The organism is Marinobacter sp. DUT-3, from assembly GCF_050379435.1.
Lineage (GTDB): Bacteria > Pseudomonadota > Gammaproteobacteria > Pseudomonadales > Oleiphilaceae > Marinobacter.
The window spans coordinates 823,324-840,094 of the sequence record NZ_JBNRMG010000001.1 but is presented as its reverse complement, the minus strand read 5'-3'; the positions used below and the strand labels follow the sequence as shown (position 1 = coordinate 840,094).

At 54.3% G+C, this 16,771-nt stretch carries 18 protein-coding genes; 8 read left to right on the top strand and 10 right to left on the bottom strand.

Translation table 11 applies throughout. The features are described 5' to 3' along the window. Positions 1 to 7 precede the first annotated feature (7 nt). A complete protein-coding gene (locus ACQUWM_RS03800; RefSeq protein ID WP_428921228.1) occupies positions 8 to 820 on the bottom strand; it encodes an aminotransferase class IV family protein in 813 nt (270 codons plus the stop codon). An 86-nt stretch (positions 821 to 906) separates the two neighbouring features. Here ACQUWM_RS03800 and ACQUWM_RS03795 point away from each other — a divergent pair, with 86 nt between their 5' ends. Then, entirely contained in the window at positions 907 to 1,281 is a 375-nt protein-coding gene (locus tag ACQUWM_RS03795) for a MerR family transcriptional regulator (protein WP_428921227.1), read from the top strand. A gap of 96 nt (positions 1,282 to 1,377) precedes the next feature. Here the strand turns inward: ACQUWM_RS03795 and ACQUWM_RS03790 are convergent, their stop codons facing one another. Beyond that, positions 1,378 to 2,265, bottom strand: a complete 888-nt coding sequence (locus tag ACQUWM_RS03790; RefSeq protein WP_428921226.1) for a LysR family transcriptional regulator — start codon at positions 2,263 to 2,265, stop codon at positions 1,378 to 1,380. A 116-nt stretch (positions 2,266 to 2,381) separates the two neighbouring features. Between ACQUWM_RS03790 and ACQUWM_RS03785 the strand changes: the two genes are divergently transcribed. Further along, complete coding sequence (locus tag ACQUWM_RS03785) at positions 2,382 to 3,056, top strand: glutathione S-transferase family protein (protein ID WP_428921225.1); 675 nt, start codon at positions 2,382 to 2,384, stop codon at positions 3,054 to 3,056. 23 nt (positions 3,057 to 3,079) lie between these two features. Here ACQUWM_RS03785 and ACQUWM_RS03780 read toward each other — a convergent pair whose 3' ends face one another. Beyond that, positions 3,080 to 4,114 carry an aldo/keto reductase gene (locus ACQUWM_RS03780; protein WP_428921224.1) on the bottom strand — a complete coding sequence of 345 codons (1,035 nt, stop codon included), beginning with the start codon at positions 4,112 to 4,114 and terminating at the stop codon, positions 3,080 to 3,082. A 100-nt stretch (positions 4,115 to 4,214) separates the two neighbouring features. Here ACQUWM_RS03780 and ACQUWM_RS03775 point away from each other — a divergent pair, with 100 nt between their 5' ends. Then, positions 4,215 to 5,120, top strand: coding sequence for a LysR family transcriptional regulator (locus ACQUWM_RS03775; RefSeq protein WP_428921223.1), 906 nt, complete (start codon positions 4,215 to 4,217; stop codon positions 5,118 to 5,120). Here the strand turns inward: ACQUWM_RS03775 and yddG are convergent, their stop codons facing one another. From yddG to ACQUWM_RS03745, 6 genes are all read right to left on the bottom strand, one after another. Beyond that, the gene (gene yddG, locus ACQUWM_RS03770; RefSeq protein WP_428921222.1) at positions 5,121 to 6,017 is read right to left on the bottom strand and encodes an aromatic amino acid exporter YddG; all 897 of its coding nucleotides are present in this window, start codon (positions 6,015 to 6,017) and stop codon (positions 5,121 to 5,123) included. 89 nt (positions 6,018 to 6,106) lie between these two features. Next, complete coding sequence (locus tag ACQUWM_RS03765; RefSeq protein WP_428921221.1) at positions 6,107 to 6,838, bottom strand: helix-turn-helix domain-containing protein; 732 nt, start codon at positions 6,836 to 6,838, stop codon at positions 6,107 to 6,109. 65 nt (positions 6,839 to 6,903) lie between these two features. Then, the gene (locus tag ACQUWM_RS03760) at positions 6,904 to 8,061 is read right to left on the bottom strand and encodes a hypothetical protein (protein ID WP_428921220.1); all 1,158 of its coding nucleotides are present in this window, start codon (positions 8,059 to 8,061) and stop codon (positions 6,904 to 6,906) included. Between the two features lie 48 nt (positions 8,062 to 8,109). Next, positions 8,110 to 8,370, bottom strand: a complete 261-nt coding sequence (locus tag ACQUWM_RS03755) for a hypothetical protein (RefSeq protein WP_428921219.1) — start codon at positions 8,368 to 8,370, stop codon at positions 8,110 to 8,112. A gap of 8 nt (positions 8,371 to 8,378) precedes the next feature. Then, entirely contained in the window at positions 8,379 to 10,313 is a 1,935-nt protein-coding gene (locus ACQUWM_RS03750; protein ID WP_428921218.1) for a hypothetical protein, read from the bottom strand. A 154-nt stretch (positions 10,314 to 10,467) separates the two neighbouring features. Beyond that, positions 10,468 to 10,719 carry a hypothetical protein gene (locus ACQUWM_RS03745; protein WP_428921217.1) on the bottom strand — a complete coding sequence of 84 codons (252 nt, stop codon included), beginning with the start codon at positions 10,717 to 10,719 and terminating at the stop codon, positions 10,468 to 10,470. A gap of 275 nt (positions 10,720 to 10,994) precedes the next feature. Between ACQUWM_RS03745 and trxA the strand changes: the two genes are divergently transcribed. The 5 genes from trxA to ACQUWM_RS03720 all read left to right on the top strand — a co-directional run bounded on the left by trxA (position 10,995) and on the right by ACQUWM_RS03720 (position 15,290). Beyond that, on the top strand, positions 10,995 to 11,318 hold the full coding sequence (gene trxA / locus ACQUWM_RS03740) for a thioredoxin (RefSeq protein ID WP_428921216.1): 324 nt from the start codon (positions 10,995 to 10,997) through the stop codon (positions 11,316 to 11,318). A 136-nt stretch (positions 11,319 to 11,454) separates the two neighbouring features. Next, entirely contained in the window at positions 11,455 to 12,408 is a 954-nt protein-coding gene (locus tag ACQUWM_RS03735; protein WP_428921215.1) for a LysR family transcriptional regulator, read from the top strand. Between the two features lie 132 nt (positions 12,409 to 12,540). Then, a complete protein-coding gene (locus ACQUWM_RS03730; RefSeq protein WP_407000573.1) occupies positions 12,541 to 12,960 on the top strand; it encodes an ACT domain-containing protein in 420 nt (139 codons plus the stop codon). Between the two features lie 21 nt (positions 12,961 to 12,981). Next, complete coding sequence (locus ACQUWM_RS03725; RefSeq protein WP_428921214.1) at positions 12,982 to 14,697, top strand: protein adenylyltransferase SelO; 1,716 nt, start codon at positions 12,982 to 12,984, stop codon at positions 14,695 to 14,697. 149 nt (positions 14,698 to 14,846) lie between these two features. Further along, positions 14,847 to 15,290 carry an NUDIX hydrolase gene (locus ACQUWM_RS03720; protein ID WP_428921213.1) on the top strand — a complete coding sequence of 148 codons (444 nt, stop codon included), beginning with the start codon at positions 14,847 to 14,849 and terminating at the stop codon, positions 15,288 to 15,290. A gap of 395 nt (positions 15,291 to 15,685) precedes the next feature. On the opposite strand, the gene ACQUWM_RS03715 is transcribed toward ACQUWM_RS03720, so the two are convergent. Then, entirely contained in the window at positions 15,686 to 16,714 is a 1,029-nt protein-coding gene (locus ACQUWM_RS03715; protein ID WP_428921212.1) for a phosphotransferase family protein, read from the bottom strand. Between the last annotated feature and the right edge of the window lie 57 nt (positions 16,715 to 16,771).

The following is a 16,771-nucleotide window of genomic DNA, read 5'->3' as shown; positions in this document are numbered from 1 at the left end:
CCTGAGATCAAATGAGAACCTCAGGCTCCATTTGGTAGGCTTGATGAAGCAGGTTAATGAATCTTTCTGAAATTGGTAATGTTTCTGAACCAATCACCCTCACAGGAACACCCGGGGTCCAGGAGTTCATGACGGCTCCACCTGTTAGCCGCCGAACTGTCTCTACCGCCACAGTTTCCTGGCGTTGGGGGACTCCCAGGGATTCCAGTTGCCGCTTAACAATCTGCATTGTAATCCCGTTGAGCATCTCTGCCCTGGGCCATACAACGGCCTTGTCGTCCCAGAAAGCCATATTCCAGATGGTCGCTTCGCTGATGTGGCCATGCGTGTCCAGATAGGCCGCATCATCAAACCCTTTCTCAACCGCTTTTCGGAGATAATAGGTTTTCGTCGCTTCGCCCACATGTTTGATGGTTGGTAAAGGGCGTTGATGCTCAACAGTATCCAGCCGCAGAGCTCCAGCAGGACCATTTGTGGCCGGAGAGGTACGAACAAGTATTGCCGGGTCGTTCGGGGCGCCGACCGAAGTAAATTCGCCACTACGTGAGAAAACAGTCGCAATCAGCGATACATTTGTTGGTCCGTCCTCAATGGCGGAGCGAAGAAATGCTCGAATTTCGTCATTGGAATGCGCCCGTCCAAACATTTCTATCGACGCAGAGCTCAGGCGTTCCAGGTGAAGGTCCAGGCCCCGAACAGTCCCATTGCGAACCTGCATTGACGTAAAATGGGCGAAACCCGAAAAGGCGAGGGGCGGAAGGTCTGAAATTGAGGCTTCACGCCCATCAATCATTGTTCTGAAGGATAGTGTCTTTGACATCTCTGTGCTCCTCGTATTTGAACGGGTGGAATTCAAGTACGAAGATCTTAAACTGTGACAGTGGTGTCAGGGTCAAGAGGGTATTTATGAGAATCGGAGATTTGGCAAAGCAAACTGGCGTCAGCGTACGCATGTTGCGATATTACGAGGCTGAGGGGCTGCTAACACCTGCGAGAACAAGTAGCGGTTATCGAGACTATGGTTCGGCTGACAGAGACACGGTAGAGCGTATAAAGATGCTGGGAGCATCCGGAATGACATTACCCGTGATCCAGAATTTTCTTCCTTGTGCGCTTGATGAACGGGGTGAATTTGAACCATGCGATGAGTTGACTGACATCCTGGACCAGCAGATTGAACTGGTTGCTGAGAAAATTCAGCGTCTACGGGAAAGCCGTGCTTTGCTTTTTGAATTGCGGACAAAGGTAGACACGAAATCCACATTCGCTGGGGGCACCTGAGCCCCGCTATCAACTCTTCAATGCATCATCCAGATCGGTATCTTGGCGTGACCAACCATATGGCGCGTCACCCCGCCAAAGATTTTGCATGACTAACTACCGGAAACCCAAGCCACCAAGACGTTGATCTTCCGAAAATGCATTCGAAAGGTATCGCATAACCAGTTTGATACGTTCAACGTGCCGCAGATCGGGATGGGTCAGTAGCCACAGATTTGATGCCTTCCCCGGCGGGAAAGCAAACAAGGCTTCCAGTTCCGGTCGCTGCTGGTCGTCTGGTAGAAGGGCCAGGCCATGACCGCTCTGGGCTAACCAGGACATGGCCACCAGGTCGTCGCTGCGGGCAGCGATGCATTGCGCCAGTGTGCTCTCCAGCCAGACAAATGCCGGTAGTCCCTGCATGCTGCCACTAGCGCCGATCAATAGATGGTGCTGCAAGTCGTCCAATCCTGTCGGGAAGCCATGTTTTTCCCGGTAGGTGGGGCTGCCATAAACACTCCAGCCGATGGAACACACTTGCCGGCCAACCAGATGTTCAGGCGGCACATCCGTTACCCTGACGGCGATATCTGCCTGGCGGCTGTTCATGTTGACTTCCAGATTGCTGACCAGCAATTCGACCGTGATCTCCGGATAACCCTGGTTCAACCTGGCCAGATAGTCGGGCAGGTATCGATAAGCAAGGTTGTTGGGCGCAGTAATCCGGACCTTGCCCTTTGGCTGCACATCACGACCTGCGATTCGACGTTCCATATCGTTAAAGGCGCCGTCAACGCGATTGGCGATGTCCTTCAACTCCTCGCCCAGAGGCGTTAGCGCGTAACCGCCAGGCAGACGTTCAAACAGGCGGGCACCCAAATCTTTCTCGAAGGCGTTCAACCGCCGAAACACAGTCGAGTGGTTCACACCCAGTATTCGGGCCGCGCCAGCCAGGGAGCCACTTTGTTCGATGGCGAGAAAGACTTTGAGTGAATTCCAGTCCACTTGATGTTCCCTGTATTTGCAAGATTGCAATTCTATCTTTCCAATTTTGCGAATGTTGCTCGCTGAGTGCAAGCGCGATACTGAACCCGATCAGAATCCAACAAGGAGAACCGTCTATGACTCGCGAGTTTGAGCTAATCACCCATGTACTGTGTCCCTATGTTCAGCGCTCGGTCATCGTCCTGAGTGAAAAACGAATTCCCTACCGGCGCACGGACATTGACCTGGCAAACAAACCAAAGTGGTTTCAGGATATTTCCCCGTTGGGCAAGGTGCCGGTGCTCGTGGTGGGGAAACGACAATCCCTTTTTGAGTCAGCTGTGATCTGCGAATACCTCAATGAGGTGACACTAGGCACGCTGCATCCGGAGGACCCGTTGGAGCGTGCCGATCACCGCGCCTGGATAGAATTCGGGTCTGGCCTGTTGAGTGGCATTGCCCAACTGTATAACGCACCAACACAGGAAGAGTTTGATGCCTCACGTAACAGGTTACGGATACGATTCGAGCAATTAGAGAATCGGCTGGGCGGCGGTCCTTATTTCTCCGGGGAGAACTTTCAGATCATTGATGCTGTCTACGGTCCGATTTTCAGGTATTTCGATGTGTTTGAGTCTGTGGTGGACCTGGGCATTCTGGAGAATGTGGAAAAGGTTCATATGTGGCGGGACCGCTTGCGGACTCGGGAGTCGGTTCGCAAGGCGGTCTCCCTTGACTATCCGGATCGTCTGTTGGCCTTTGTTCGGGGAAGGGGTAGTTATATGTCCCAACTGGTGGCTTGCGGCAATTGAGGCGTCGACCCGGAATTTCTTTGCTACACCAACGGAGGGTTAACGCGTTTGAACCCTTCCTGGGTTTGATAAGGGTAATAGGGGTAAGGCGGTGTCACGGCACTGACCTCATCAAGCCGGGTGATCTGCTCAGGAGTCAGGTTCCACCCCACTGCACCCAGGTTCTGCCGAAGTTGCGATTCGTTACGTGCACCCATGACCACAGTGGCCACGGTGGGTCTTTGCAGCAACCAGTTTATCGCGATCTGGGGCACAGTCTTATGGGTTTCCTCGGCGATCTCCTCCAGAACGTCGATAACCCGGTACAGGTGTTCGTCATCCACCGGGGGCGCAAACTGCGCTGTCTCATGCAAGCGGCTGGTCGACGGTAACGGCTGCCCCCGCCGGATTTTACCGGTCAGCCGGCCCCAGGCCAGTGGACTCCAAACGGCCGCGCCGAGCCCCTGATCCTGCCCAAGGGGCATGAGTTCCCACTCGTAATCCCGGCCGACCAGTGAATAATAGGTCTGGTTGGCAATATAACGGGAGTAGCCATATCGGTCAGCCACCGCAAGGGATTTCATTATCTGCCAGCCGGAGAAGTTCGATACGCCCACATAGCGGATCTTTCCTTGCCGGATCAACAGGTCCAGCGTGCTCAACACCTCTTCCACCGGGGTACGGGCATCGAATGCGTGCAGATAATACAGATCGATATGATCGGTGTTCAGCCGTCTCAGCGACGCTTCACATGCTCGGATCAAGCGTTCCCGTGACGAGCCGGCATCGTGGGGGCCATCGCCCATGGGCAGGGTGGTTTTGGTGGAGATCATCAGCTGCTGGCGCTTGCCCCGGATCGCTTTTCCGAGCACTTCCTCGGACGCACCATCGGAGTACACGTCCGCGGTATCAAACAGGGTAACGCCGGCATCCAGGCATATATCCACCATCCGGCGTGCCTCGTCACTCTCGGTATTGCCCCATGCACCAAACAGAGGGCCCCGGCCACCAAAGGTACCGGCGCCAAAGCTCAATGCGGGCACTTTCAGGCCAGAAGCGCCCAGTTGACGGTATTCCATAGCAGTTCTCCTCTCGCGTTGTTGGTAACTCGACGATACAGAGGCCTTTACTTATGATATAGACATCCTGTTGTCACGATATTTGTGAAATGAATTCACTATGCCTCAATCCTCCACCAATCGCCTGGCGGCCATGGAAATCTTCAGTGCTGTGGTAGAGCAGGGCAGTTTTTCGGCTGCCGCCCGGGCCTGCCGGTTGACCCCATCTGCCACCAGCAAGGCGATTACGCGCCTGGAGCAACGGCTGGGAACCAAGCTGATTCATCGCTCCACCCGGCAAATGCAGTTGACTGCGGAGGGCCGACGGTTCTACGAACGTTGCCGCCACATCCTCAGTGACCTGGAAGAGGCGGAAAGGGGAGCGAGTAGAGCAGTAGAGCCTACGGGGCACTTGAGGGTCACTGCCAGTCTTCCTGTCGGCCACGGTTTTTTACTGCCGATTGTTTCCAGGTTTCTGGCACAGTACCCCGGTATTACACTGGAGCTGTCGTTGACTGACCAGGTAGTCAATCTGCTGGCTGAGCATACGGATGTGGCCGTCCGTAATGGTCCTCTCGAGAACTCCAATCTGGTAGCCCGCAAGCTGGGTGAAACCCGCATGGTGATAGTGGGCGCCCCGGAATATCTCGAACGACATGGCATGCCGGCCACTGTAGAAGAGCTGAGGACACACAATCGTCTGGGTTTCAGCTTTTCCCGGCATACAACTGCCTGGCCCCTGATGATTAATGGCGAGCACACTGAAATCATGCCTCAGGGAAATCTGTTGGTCAGTGATGGGGAAACCATGCGCAAACTGGCAGTCGAGGGCGCCGGGTTGGCACGTTTGACCCGATTCCTGGTTGATGAAGACATACGCCAGGGTCGACTTGTGCCGGTTATGGAAGACCACAACCCCGGAGACCGGGAAGAGGTCCACGCGGTTTTTCTGGGGCAGGGCCGTTTGATGCCGGGTCGGGTTCGGGCATTCCTGGATTATCTCTACGACAACATCCAGATAAACTGATCATTGAACGACTTCAGGCTCGGCAACCGGTTGACGCCTGGCCCTGCCGGCAATCAGGGAACCCACCACGATGAGAACACTTGCCGCGATCACGGCGCTGGTGGCTTCTCCATAACCCGCCGCGATCAGCAAAACCACGGAAATGAGGGGAGCACTGTATGCCAGGGTACCAAGCAACTGGATGTTGCCGTGCTTCACGCCATAATCCCAGGTGAAAAAGGCAATACCAACCGGGCCCAGGCCAAGGCCTAATACGCCCACCCATTGAACCCACCCAGTTGGCCACACTGTGGTTTCCCAGGCCAGGTGACATACCAGGGCCAGAACGGCGGTCACGCCACAAAACCAGCCCACGGCATCTGTCGGTACGGTTTTTACCAACCGGGACAGAACAGAGTATGACGACCAGATCAACGCACAACTGAAGGCCACCAGGTAACCGTCCAGATTACTCGCCGCAAAACCACTGCTATTCCGCCCGATCAGCAACCAGCACCCCACGAGGGCGAGCACGGCTCCCACAATGTGCTGTTTCCGCAGGGACTCGGCGGGCAAGAGGGACGACAACAGAACAATGAACAGTGGCCAGAGATAGGCAATCAGGCTGACTTCGACAGCCGGAGCCAGCGTCATCGCCTTGAAGTAGGCAAAGTGGTAACCGAACAGGCCACCAACCCCGATACACCAGGCCAACAGGGGCTGACGCATATACCGTGTCCCATTATGGCCCGCGTGGAACCAGCGAACACACATCAACAGGAACGCGATGCCAAAGGTCATCGCCATCAACTGAAATTCCGGAATCTTCCCACCAGAAAGCTTGGTCAACAGCGCAAGCGTTCCCCACAGAAACACAGAAATTGAGCCAATCCACGTTGCCGTGACGATGGTTGCCATAAGTTCTCCCAGCCACAATCAGTTCATGAAGTTCAGGGGAGGGAGTCTATGCCCGGTGGAAGGGCCTATGCTTTCCGATTAAGGCGGCATTATTTCGATTTTCGGCGGAAATGGCTTGGCGATTTTCCGAAGTGGCGGGAGAAGCGGTCACTGAAGGACGACAGCGAACTGTACCCCACAGAGTCCGCAATGCGCTGGATATTGAGATCGGTCTGTTCCAGTAACCTCCAGGACTCCTGCATGCGGAGCTCGGTCAGGTAGTGGTGGGGTGTCATGCCAATCTGGTCACGGAACAACTCATTAAGCTGCCGAATACTCAGGTGAGCAACGGCCGCGAGTTCGGCAACGATGATTTTATTGTGGAAATTATCATCAATGAACTGTTTTGCTGTAGCTACCCTCCGGTCCAGCTTCAGTTTGTCGCCGTGGCGCTCCTGCAAGAGCTGGATCAACAAAAGCAGCATCTGATGCTCTGTGTGAGACGAAGGCGCCCCGTTTAACATTTGCGAGTGCAGAAACCGGACGTAATGAAGTAATGCCGAATCCAGCTCAACAAAACAGGGGAGCCGGTCCAATGCAGGGGCCAGGGCTTCTGGCACATCGGCCACCAGAAATCGATTCTCTTCAGATGCGGAATACCCATGGTCGCTTCCGGACGGAATAACAGCAGCCCGGTTTCGCTCAACGTTACCTTCGGTCTGGTCGACAGACAGCGAAAGTCTACCCAGTAGCGGTAACACTAACTGGTGGTGGTCATGGGAATGATTTTCCCCCTCATGGCCGTAGCTTCGCAGGTGCAGATTAGGGTCGGATGTCATCATAGGATGAGTATATTCCCACTGAATATTTTGACACGCCAGGAAGCCTTGGAGTTTATGGAACAGTATCAGAACTCATTATCTCGATAGAAGGCACGGCTTTTCTCGTAAACTGTGGACATATCTATCAGTACAAATCCCAGCCCCGATTCATGTAAGAAGAAGGTGTAAGCCTCCTCTGGGGGAAGACTTTGCCAATATTCAGGGATGCTGCTTTCCCGTTGGTTGATCGCAGGATAACGGGAATGCTCAAAGTAGCCGGCTTCAGTACTGTCGTAGGCGACGGCAAGTGGTTCGGGGGAGGTTATCAACGTGTACCGCAGCAGGCCAGGATGGGTAGCCGTTATGGCGATGACGCAAAGCAGGGCAGCAAGCCCCAGGCGCTCCGCCAGGGGAGCACCTTTCCCAAGCCGGATCCCCAAGGCACCTGCCAGCAGCCCCGTAGAAACAAATGGCCAGAGTGGCAGGTTACCAGCAACGAGGTAATTGGTGAGCATCATGTAGTCAACAAGGGCATAGGTGCCAAGGCCGGCAAGAAGAATTAACTGCACGACCATGCCTTTGTGTTTCAATAAGTTGAAGTGGTTTGCCAATGGCCCGGCTCGCTCGACCGGGGTTGATGTAAAATCCGCGTTGCCTGTTATCACAGTAAGCGCTTTGACAAGAGGAGCCTCGTGGATGAGGGCTTCCACCCTCGTCTTGGGTTTCCCCAAGGCGCTGCCAAAGCTTATGCGATGATCCGGGTGGCCCTCCCTTAAAAAAAGGTAGGGCTGAAGCCGGTAGGTTCGCCTGTCAGTTACGAGGCTGAGTCTTGATTGCTGAAGAGCCTGAGCCATGTTCCGGAATCCGGTAACGGGGGTCAGTTCAATTTTCCGGATGGTGTTTAACGGAATGCGGTGGTCACCGGTGGTGAGCCCCATGAGCCCGAGGCCGGTCAACCGCGGGATGTGAATCGTGAGGTTCTCGCTGTCCAGTTCCAACCAGACCTGGCGATTGACATACGCCACGGCGCAACCCAGCAGCAGACACAAAGCGAACAGGTACAGTTCGAAAGGCACGTTACCTTGTTCGTCCAGCAAAAGCTGGCTGAAATCCAGTTCATCAACGTTAGGCAGCTCCAGTAGCAGCAGACTTCCGAGCAGAAATATCAGCAATACTCCGAGGACTGCAAACAAGTGGCTTGTCTTGAGGATGCTGGCGGAGTAACGAAAGCGCTGTTTACCCATGGTTCTATACCCGATCTTGTCGAAAAACGAGGGGCGCTCCAAACATGCTCATGGAAGTTCTGACCAAAACTCTTCTAACCAAGTTTGCAAATCTTCCCGTGAATCGAAATCTTCTTCAGTTAATTCTTCGTATTCTTCCAGCGAAATAAGCCTATTGTCGATTGCTTCCCGCAACTGAGCCTTAAATAAATTCACATCGTACGGGAATCCCTTTCCAGTGCTAATGGCTTCTCTTATCAACTGAGGGTCATAGCACTCAACGTGGCAATATTTTCTCAATACCGTTTTCAGTGGCTCTTTGATGCTCATTTCAATCTCTAAGGTTTTGGATTCGGGTATAAAGTATGTAACCTGACGTTTCCATCTTGATCAAGCCTATAAATTGCTTTGAGGGTACCGTCAGTGAAATCGGTCGGGATATGCCCGGTCGGACTTTTCTTACTGCCTAGCCGCGTGACGCCCCTCACATAGCTCTGATAATCACTTCCAAATACATCCTCCAAGGGAATTTCAACCGGATCAACGAATATGTCCCCATTCATTCGAGCAGCAGCAATATTCTGCTGGAACTGTGTTGAGTTTCGAGCAAAGTCATCTGCCTTTAACAAAGCATTATCACTAGTAAACGCAGTTGCATTTCGCCCTACCTTGTGAAGTTTAGGGCTACCATCTGGAGATTTATTGAACGCATCGAATGTCGTACCTGAAGCTGGATCTATACCTCTCACGGCACGATCCTCAAGCTGGAGATCGGTTACTCGATTTGGACCTCCATGCCGAATTGGTGCATGTCCTTCAAGATCTAGCGTTCTTATTTGCTGTGTAGTGGTTAACTTGTTTGGAACATTCTTGGCAGGCTTCAACTCCTGGCCTTCAACCCGCTTGGAGGCCGTGGCTTCCAGATGGTTCTGTTTCTTCAGGTCGGTATTGCGCCAGAGGTACCTCAGGCGCTGTTTGCGCACGGCGGTGCCGTAAGCCTTAACGGTCTTGCCCAAAGAGGCTAGCAGGCCCGCATGGCGGAGCCGGCTTGCGACTGTCCCCACCGCCGCAGCACCTCCGGTGGCCACGGCCAGCAGGGCCATCAATATCAGATCGAAGGCCACGGTCGCGGTAAAGTAAGTGGCTTCAGTATGATGCTGGATACTGGCGTACTCGGCAACGAAGTCGTTGAGGCTTTCCCGGAGTATGGGGTCGGCCATCACCAGGTTGGTCAGCTCATAGGCCTGAGCCACGTCCTCACGGGAGATATCCGTGGGATTGTACCCCAGGGCCTTGATCCAGCGTTGGTGGCGGGCTTCCTTATAGTTCGCCCGATAGGACTCGTACCAGGATGTGTCCGGGCTGCCTTCACTGGCGTCCCAGGCCGCCTTCAGGCCATCCATCAGGGTCAGGGTCGGTGTGGCCAGGTCCCCCATCCCATCGACAAACCGCAAGAGCCCGATACCCGCGTCCGCAAATCCTTGGGATGCAGCACCGGTACTGACGGCCGCGCGCTGGTACCAGGGCATTTGCTGGTATTCCCGCTCCAGGGCATCGGCCTCTCCTTGCTCACGCTTCAGTATTTCTGTCAGGGCATGTTGAATCGCCCGGCGCTGTTGACCCACCTCGTCATCCGAGGCATCCGAACTCAGGCGGACGAAGGCGAACCGGCCATTCAGCCCTTCAATACGCGCTTCGCCATTTGCATCCAGAGTGCCCGTTACGCTCTCATCGTCTGTTGCCAGGGTATAGGGAAGACCGGCCACGCCGGTGCCGTCGGGCCAGCGGTAGGCCAGGGTTACATTGTAGGAGCCAGCGCCCGGCACAGGGCTTTCAGGCGCAGGGGGTTCCGGTGAATGAGTGATTGGCTCGTTGGCCGGTGCCAGGGAGTCTGAGTAGACGGCAGCAGCACCGCCCCGTGATCGGCCCGGCCAGTGTTGCTGGAGGAGTTGCCGGAGCGTGGGCGGCAAGTCATTACGCAGGGTGTCCGGGCTGGCCCGTGTGTCGGTGAACAGGGCAAAGCCCGGCTCATAACGGCTGGATAGCACCAGGCGTCCCTCTTGCAGGTCTTCCAACAGGTTTCGTTTCTGGGCGTTGGTCAAGTTGCCGGTCTGGGAAACATCGGCATCCGGGGGCAAGTCGATATGCTGGCCCTGGTAGCCACGGATGAAATAGTCCCGGGCGATGTCCACGGCGTTTGAGGGGTGCAACAGCGTCGGCAGAATGGCTTCGGTAAAACCATAGCCGCCCGTTACGTAGAGCTGGTAGGACATTGTTCCTTCTTCCTTGTCCGGTGATGTCCGTTGGTCCTTTTACAACGCTTGAAATGCTATTGAGTCATCGGGGGGATGGCAAGCGGGTCAATTCACACCTTTCAGATAAAACGCACCGTCCCTGGTGCCAAGACGCAGATGAAACATCTAACGATCAACCGCTGTTTTTGGAACGTACTTCACCACGGATAACAATCTGACCGCTGTATGGGGCCGGTTCGGCAGTATCATTCTTTGCGTCGCGATCCTGAATTTCACCGCGAATCACGATCTGACCGCTATAGGGAGCGGGCTGAGCCTGTTCGGAGCGGGGCTCGTCTGATTTGCGGTCTGCCAGGGTAGCGTGTGCGGGCAGGGCAGCGACGGTAACAAGTGACGCGAGGGTAAACAGTGCAATTTTGCGCATTTTAGTTTCTCCTGGGTTCGAATGATTTCAGCTGAGACCGATGTCGCCAATCGACTCGATATCAGATGAACGAAGTATGGAACCGGAGAATGGCGAGGAATAATTCTCAAACAGTATGGGGTACATCATTCCCTATGATGGGCCTTTCGCCTCTGAACGGTATGTAAAAGCACTCATCATTCTGGGAAATAGGACTTATATGGCCCCGCAATTGGTTTTTGAGCGTTCAGAGTCGCAATGTGTCACCGAGGCAATCCAGTTGAGGAGACAATCTTATGAGCAACATTATTAATGTGACAGACGCAAACTTTGAGCAAGCGGTGGTTCAGAGCGATCGGGCAGTGCTGGTGGATTTCTGGGCACCGTGGTGTGGCCCCTGTAAGACAGTCGCCCCCATGTTGGAGGAAATCGCCGATGAGTTTGGTGACGAGCTGACCATTGTGAAAGTGAACGTGGACGACAGCCCGGACATCACTGCAAAAATGCGTATTCGGGGGATCCCAACACTGGCCCTGTTTCAGGACGGGGGCGTTATTGCCCAAAAAACTGGAGCTGGCAGCCTGGGTGAATTGAGGACCTTCGTAAAAGGGCACTTGTAACGCAGATCCAAAGCCTCCTGAACAGGAGGCTTTCTGGTATAGGAGCTAGCCAACCACACCTTTACCGGAATTTCGTCATTGCGATCAAACTACTTGCCAGCCAGACTGATCAGGGTCCCATTTCCAGGAATGCCAAATGAAAACGCAAGAGCTTCAGTTGCTGTACATCTTCGATGCCATAATGACCGAGCGCTCAGTTACCCGCGCAGCGGATCGGCTCGCGATGACCCAGCCTGCGGTATCCAACGCGATTTCAAGAATGCGTCAGATCTGGAACGATCCACTTTTTGTCCGTAAAGGGCGGAACATTGAACCAACTTCCTATGCGGTGAGTCTTTGGCATCAGGTGGGGGATCACATGTACGCTCTCACCAACGCGGTCAGCGCCACACAGTTTGAGCCGGCAACATCAAAGCGGAAATTTCGCATCGCGGTAACGGATGTAACGGTTGAGATGATCTGGCGTCAGCTGCTTGAACTGCTGGAAAGTGAGGCTCCTGGTGTGGATGTCCATGCCGTTCCGTATACCCCCGAGGGAACCTACGACGACTTGCGGGAAGCACATGTGGATCTGGCCGTGGGCATGCTGAATCAACACGACCACAGCCTGCGAAGCACATGGCTGTTCGAAGGTGGGTATGTACTGGCGATGCGTGCGGACCATCCGCTTGCGGGCCGCCAGATTACAATGGAAGAATTTCTTGATGCCCGGCACCTGCTTGTGACGATGTCCGGGGATGCTCACGGTTTCGTGGATAGCTATCTCGACCAGAAAGGCCAGAGCAGACGGATCGCCGCGACAGTGAACCATTTTTCAATTGTTCCCCGGATACTCCGGGAATCAAACCTGATTGCGTCTGTTCCCGAGTTGATCAGTCAGGATTGTGGCTTCGTGGACGGATTATGGATGGGAGAGCTTCCGTTTGAAGTGGACCCAACCAGCTTGTACCTCATCTGGCACACCCGCCATGACCGCGATCCCGGGATTGTCTGGCTGCGACATCATGTGGAGCGGCTTCTACGGGAACGCTGGCACGACATCATGACCAACTCTCCGTGCGGCTATTCGGCTACCAGAGCCATCGCTTAAGCTCTGACTCGAATCCAGACCATTACTCGAAGAAAAACTTCTGCCGGTATGTCACAGTAGTATGAGCGCTAGTTCCGACAACCAGGGGCGGAAAACAATATTTGTTCATAATAGGCCGAAGGATAGCTAGAGATGATGCGACCACAGTTTCTCCAGGATTTGATAAAACAGCTCTCGCCAAAACTGGATTCGACGTCCTATGTCTACTGCACAGTGCCAAAGGCAAAATACGGCGAATTGGAACACCTCAAGCCCATCGTCAGCATTGCCGAACTGGAAGGCCTTACCCTGGTTATTCCTCTTGAGGAGGCCAAAGCCGAGGGCCTGGACTATTACCGGGTTTTTCGTCGCATCACCCTGGAGGGCCACTCCAGCCTGGAAGCCCTGGGCCTCACATCTGTGGTAACCAGCCTGCTGGCCGAGCGGGGCATTACCACCAATGTCATCGCAGGGTTTTATCACGACCACATGTTCGTACCCAGCGATCGCATTGATGAGGCGATGGAAGCACTGAAGGAGCTCGCCAGCCAGCCGAATGTTGGCAATGATTAAACCAACGCATGAGGAGTCCCAATGATAGAGCGACGTCACCGGGAAATGCCCCCAACTGTCGCGACCCTCGACGATCTCGCACCGTTGGCAGACTATTCATTCATGGACACGCTCAACTGCGATCCTGAGGGGAAAGCAAACGGAGCTGACCACGCGCCACGACAGGTCTTCTCGGGGCACTATGTTCCGGTCAAACCCACGCCAATCGAAAACCCCGAATACGTCGCGCATGGGAAAAATCTGTTTCGCGAACTGGGTTTTGCCGACAGCATGGCGCAGTCCAGCGGCTTCGTCCGCATGTTCTCCGGCGACTTATCCCGGGTTCCGGAGCCTCTGCGCAATGTCGGGTGGGCGTGTGGCTACGCACTTTCCATCTACGGCACCGAATTCTACCAGCAATGCCCGTTCCAGACCGGCAATGGCTACGGCGACGGTCGCGCTATTTCGGTGCTCGAGGCTGTCATCAACGGGCAGCGCTGGGAAATGCAGTTGAAAGGGGCAGGGCGCACACCCTACTGCCGCGGCGCGGACGGCAGGGCCGTTCTGAGATCCAGTGTGCGGGAGTTCCTGGCCCAGGAGCATATGCACGCACTCGGTGTACCTACGTCACGGTCTCTGAGTCTGTACGTGTCGAAAACCGAGCAAGTCAGGCGACCGTGGTATTCGGAGGGCTCACGCTCAATAGATCCCGATATCCTTATACTCGAGCCAGTTGCCATCTCTACGCGTGTTGCGCCGTCGTTCATTCGGGTGGGGCAGCTCGAGCTCTTTAGTCGTCGAGCACGCAAGCAGGAGCACCCGCAGGCGATGGAGGAGCTCGAGAAGATCGTCTCACACCTGATCGATCGTGAGTACAGTGACGTTATCGACCAGTCACTGGCCACTGCTGAAAAAGTGGTGTTGCTTGCACGTGAGTTCCGCAGCCGACTGACGTCGCTTGTTGCGAACTGGATCCGTGTTGGCTACTGCCAGGGTAACTTCAACAGCGACAACTGTGCGGCGGGCGGCTTTACGCTCGACTATGGCCCCTTTGGATTCTGCGATGTGTTTGATCCGCAGTACCAACCATGGACGGGTGGCGGGCATCACTTCGCGTTCCTCAACCAACCAGCAGCGGCCGAACGTAACTTCCACTCGTTCTGTTCGGCGGTTCGGCCGTTGCTGGCAGGGCATCCAGACTGTCTGCGGCAGCTGGAAGAGATTCAAAGTGATTTCCCGAAAGTGATGCAAGCGCAAATGGAGAAGATGTGGGCTGCCAAGCTTGGACTTGACGCTTTTGAGGCGGATTTGTTCCGCGAGCTGGCAACGCTGATGATGCAAACGCCTGTTGATTACACCCTATTCTTCCGGGAACTCTCATCGTTGCCAGATGACATTGAGCCACTCAAGAAGAGCTTCTACAAGGGCCCGACCAATGCTGCAGACCCCGAAGGGATAGACAAGCGCTGGTCAGCGTGGCTCACAAAATGGCAATCGCTCACTCAATCTCGCTCTCCTGAGGAGCTTTCGAGTCAGATGAAGCTCGTCAATCCAAAGTACAGTTTGAGGGAGTGGTTCGTTGTGCCTGCTTATCAGCAAGCGGCAGCGGGGAATTACGCTTTGCTGCGAGAACTGCAGGACGTGATGACGCAGCCATACGCCGAGCAATCGGAGGACGTAGAGAAGAAATACTACAGGCTGAAGCCGCCGGAGCTCTTTGAGGTTGGTGGGTCGTCGCACTATAGCTGCTCGTCGTGACGGGCAGCCGATTGGATTTTTCACACAAAGTACTAAATTCGTCCGGGTCATCGCTATGGAGTTATCATTAATGACAATGAGCTCAATACCATCTTGTTAGTCCATAGCTCCAGAGCCCAATTTCAGGGGCATGTGGCCGAGTAGTTAGTATGCATAAAATCCCGCTACCCACCCCGGCAGTACTGGCTGTTGTCGCTCGCCAAGGCAAGCTGCTGCTTGCCCGGCGTGCTAACCCTCCTGATGTCAGGTATTGGGGATTTCCTGGGGGCCATATTGAACCAGGCGAAACTCTCTTGAATGCCGCAGTTCGCGAGCTACGAGAAGAAACGGGGGTGATAGCGAAAGCAGGGCATGTCCTTACTGCGGTTGATGCCCTTGAATGTGACGATGAAGGGCTAAGGTATCACTTTGTTCTCGTTGCAGTGATCTGTCATTGGCTGGAGGGTGAAGGGAATGCGGCAGATGATGCGCTAGAAACCGGGTGGTTTAGTCCTGATGCCATAGCTACTTTAGGACCGATGGTAAGTTCCGATGTGGAAGCCGTAGCGAGGTTAGCACTACAGGAAGATAGACTACCTCAAGGGCAAGTCTGACACCGGTAACAGTCGTGAGAAGAAAATCGGCTCGAAAACTGGTCGGGCGTGAGCTCACGCGCTTGGCCGGTCATGCTACTCAGAAAGGCTCCTGATTAGCTGCTCGTATGCGAGGACGAGGCAACTGGACGACCACAGAAAGTGCTAAACCTATGAAACCATAAATCAGATGGTTACGGCGCAAGTTCCACGCTAAGTGCTAAACAAACTTAAAGTAAATTCTAGAATAGCGAGCTGATTTCAGTTTCCACACAAAGTACTAAATTCGGCGGCCAGCTTGGGAGTGACCCTACCCAGGATTTTCCCAACTCTGGAGGGCCTAATAAGGGGTAGGGGCAGTCGTTCGGCTCATCAGGGGCACCAGCACCCACCATAAATGGGAGCTTGAGAGTTGGCTAACCTTCTTCAATCGCCTCTAAGGCCAGCTCTGCAAGGGGGCCTACATGGCCGGCCAATTCGGTGGCATTTGCGTTTGAGGCGTTACCTTCCAGGGAGCGTTTTGCCACACCCTGAATGATTGCAGCCAAACGGAAGAAGCTGAACGCAATGTAGAAGCTGAAATTTTCAATCTTGTCGATCCCCATTCGCTGGCAATAGGTTTCGATGTATTCCTGCTCGCTGGGAATCCCCAGAGCCTGGATGTCTTTGCCTCTGAGACCTTTGACTGCCCCTATAGACGGCATGCGCCTTTGCATGCAAAGGTACGCCAGGTCAGCGAAAGGGTGTCCCAGGGTGGACAACTCCCAGTCCAGAACGGCAATAGCCTTCGGTTCAGTTGGGTGTAGCATGAAATTGTCGAGCCGGTAATCACCATGCACCAACGCTATTCGGCCATCGTCATCAGGCAGGTTGGTGCTGAGCCAACGGATCAATTGTTCCATTGCTTCGATTTGCTCGATTTCCGACGCCCGGTACTGTGAATTCCAGCGGTCAAACTGCCGTTGAAAATAGTTACCTGGCTTTCCGTAATCCTTTAAACCGGCCGCATCGATATCAACGGAATGCAGCGCTGCCAGGACCCGATTCATGTCATCATAAATCGCCGCACGATCGGCTTTATTCACTTCGGGCAATGACGCGTCCCAATAAATACGTCCCTCAAGATACTCCATGATGTAAAACATCGACCCGATTATGGAGGTGTCTTCGCATAGATGATGGACCTTAGCGACCGGGACCTCGGTGCCTGCCAAGGCCTTGAGGACACGATATTCACGATCAACCGCATGGGCTGATTTAAGCAATTTACCGGGCGGCTGGCGTCTCAATACGTAGACACCAGTCTCCGCTGTGAGTTTAAAGGTGGGGTTTGATTGTCCACCTGAAAACTTCTCTACACTGATTGGCCCTTTGAAGCCCTCAATTTTGGCTTCGAGATAGAGCTGCAAGCTGTCGAGATCCAGGCTGTTAACAGCACGTGTCATGATCCTACTCCTGCGATTGAGAGAACAAGGGGATTCCGGCGCAAGTGACAATGCATA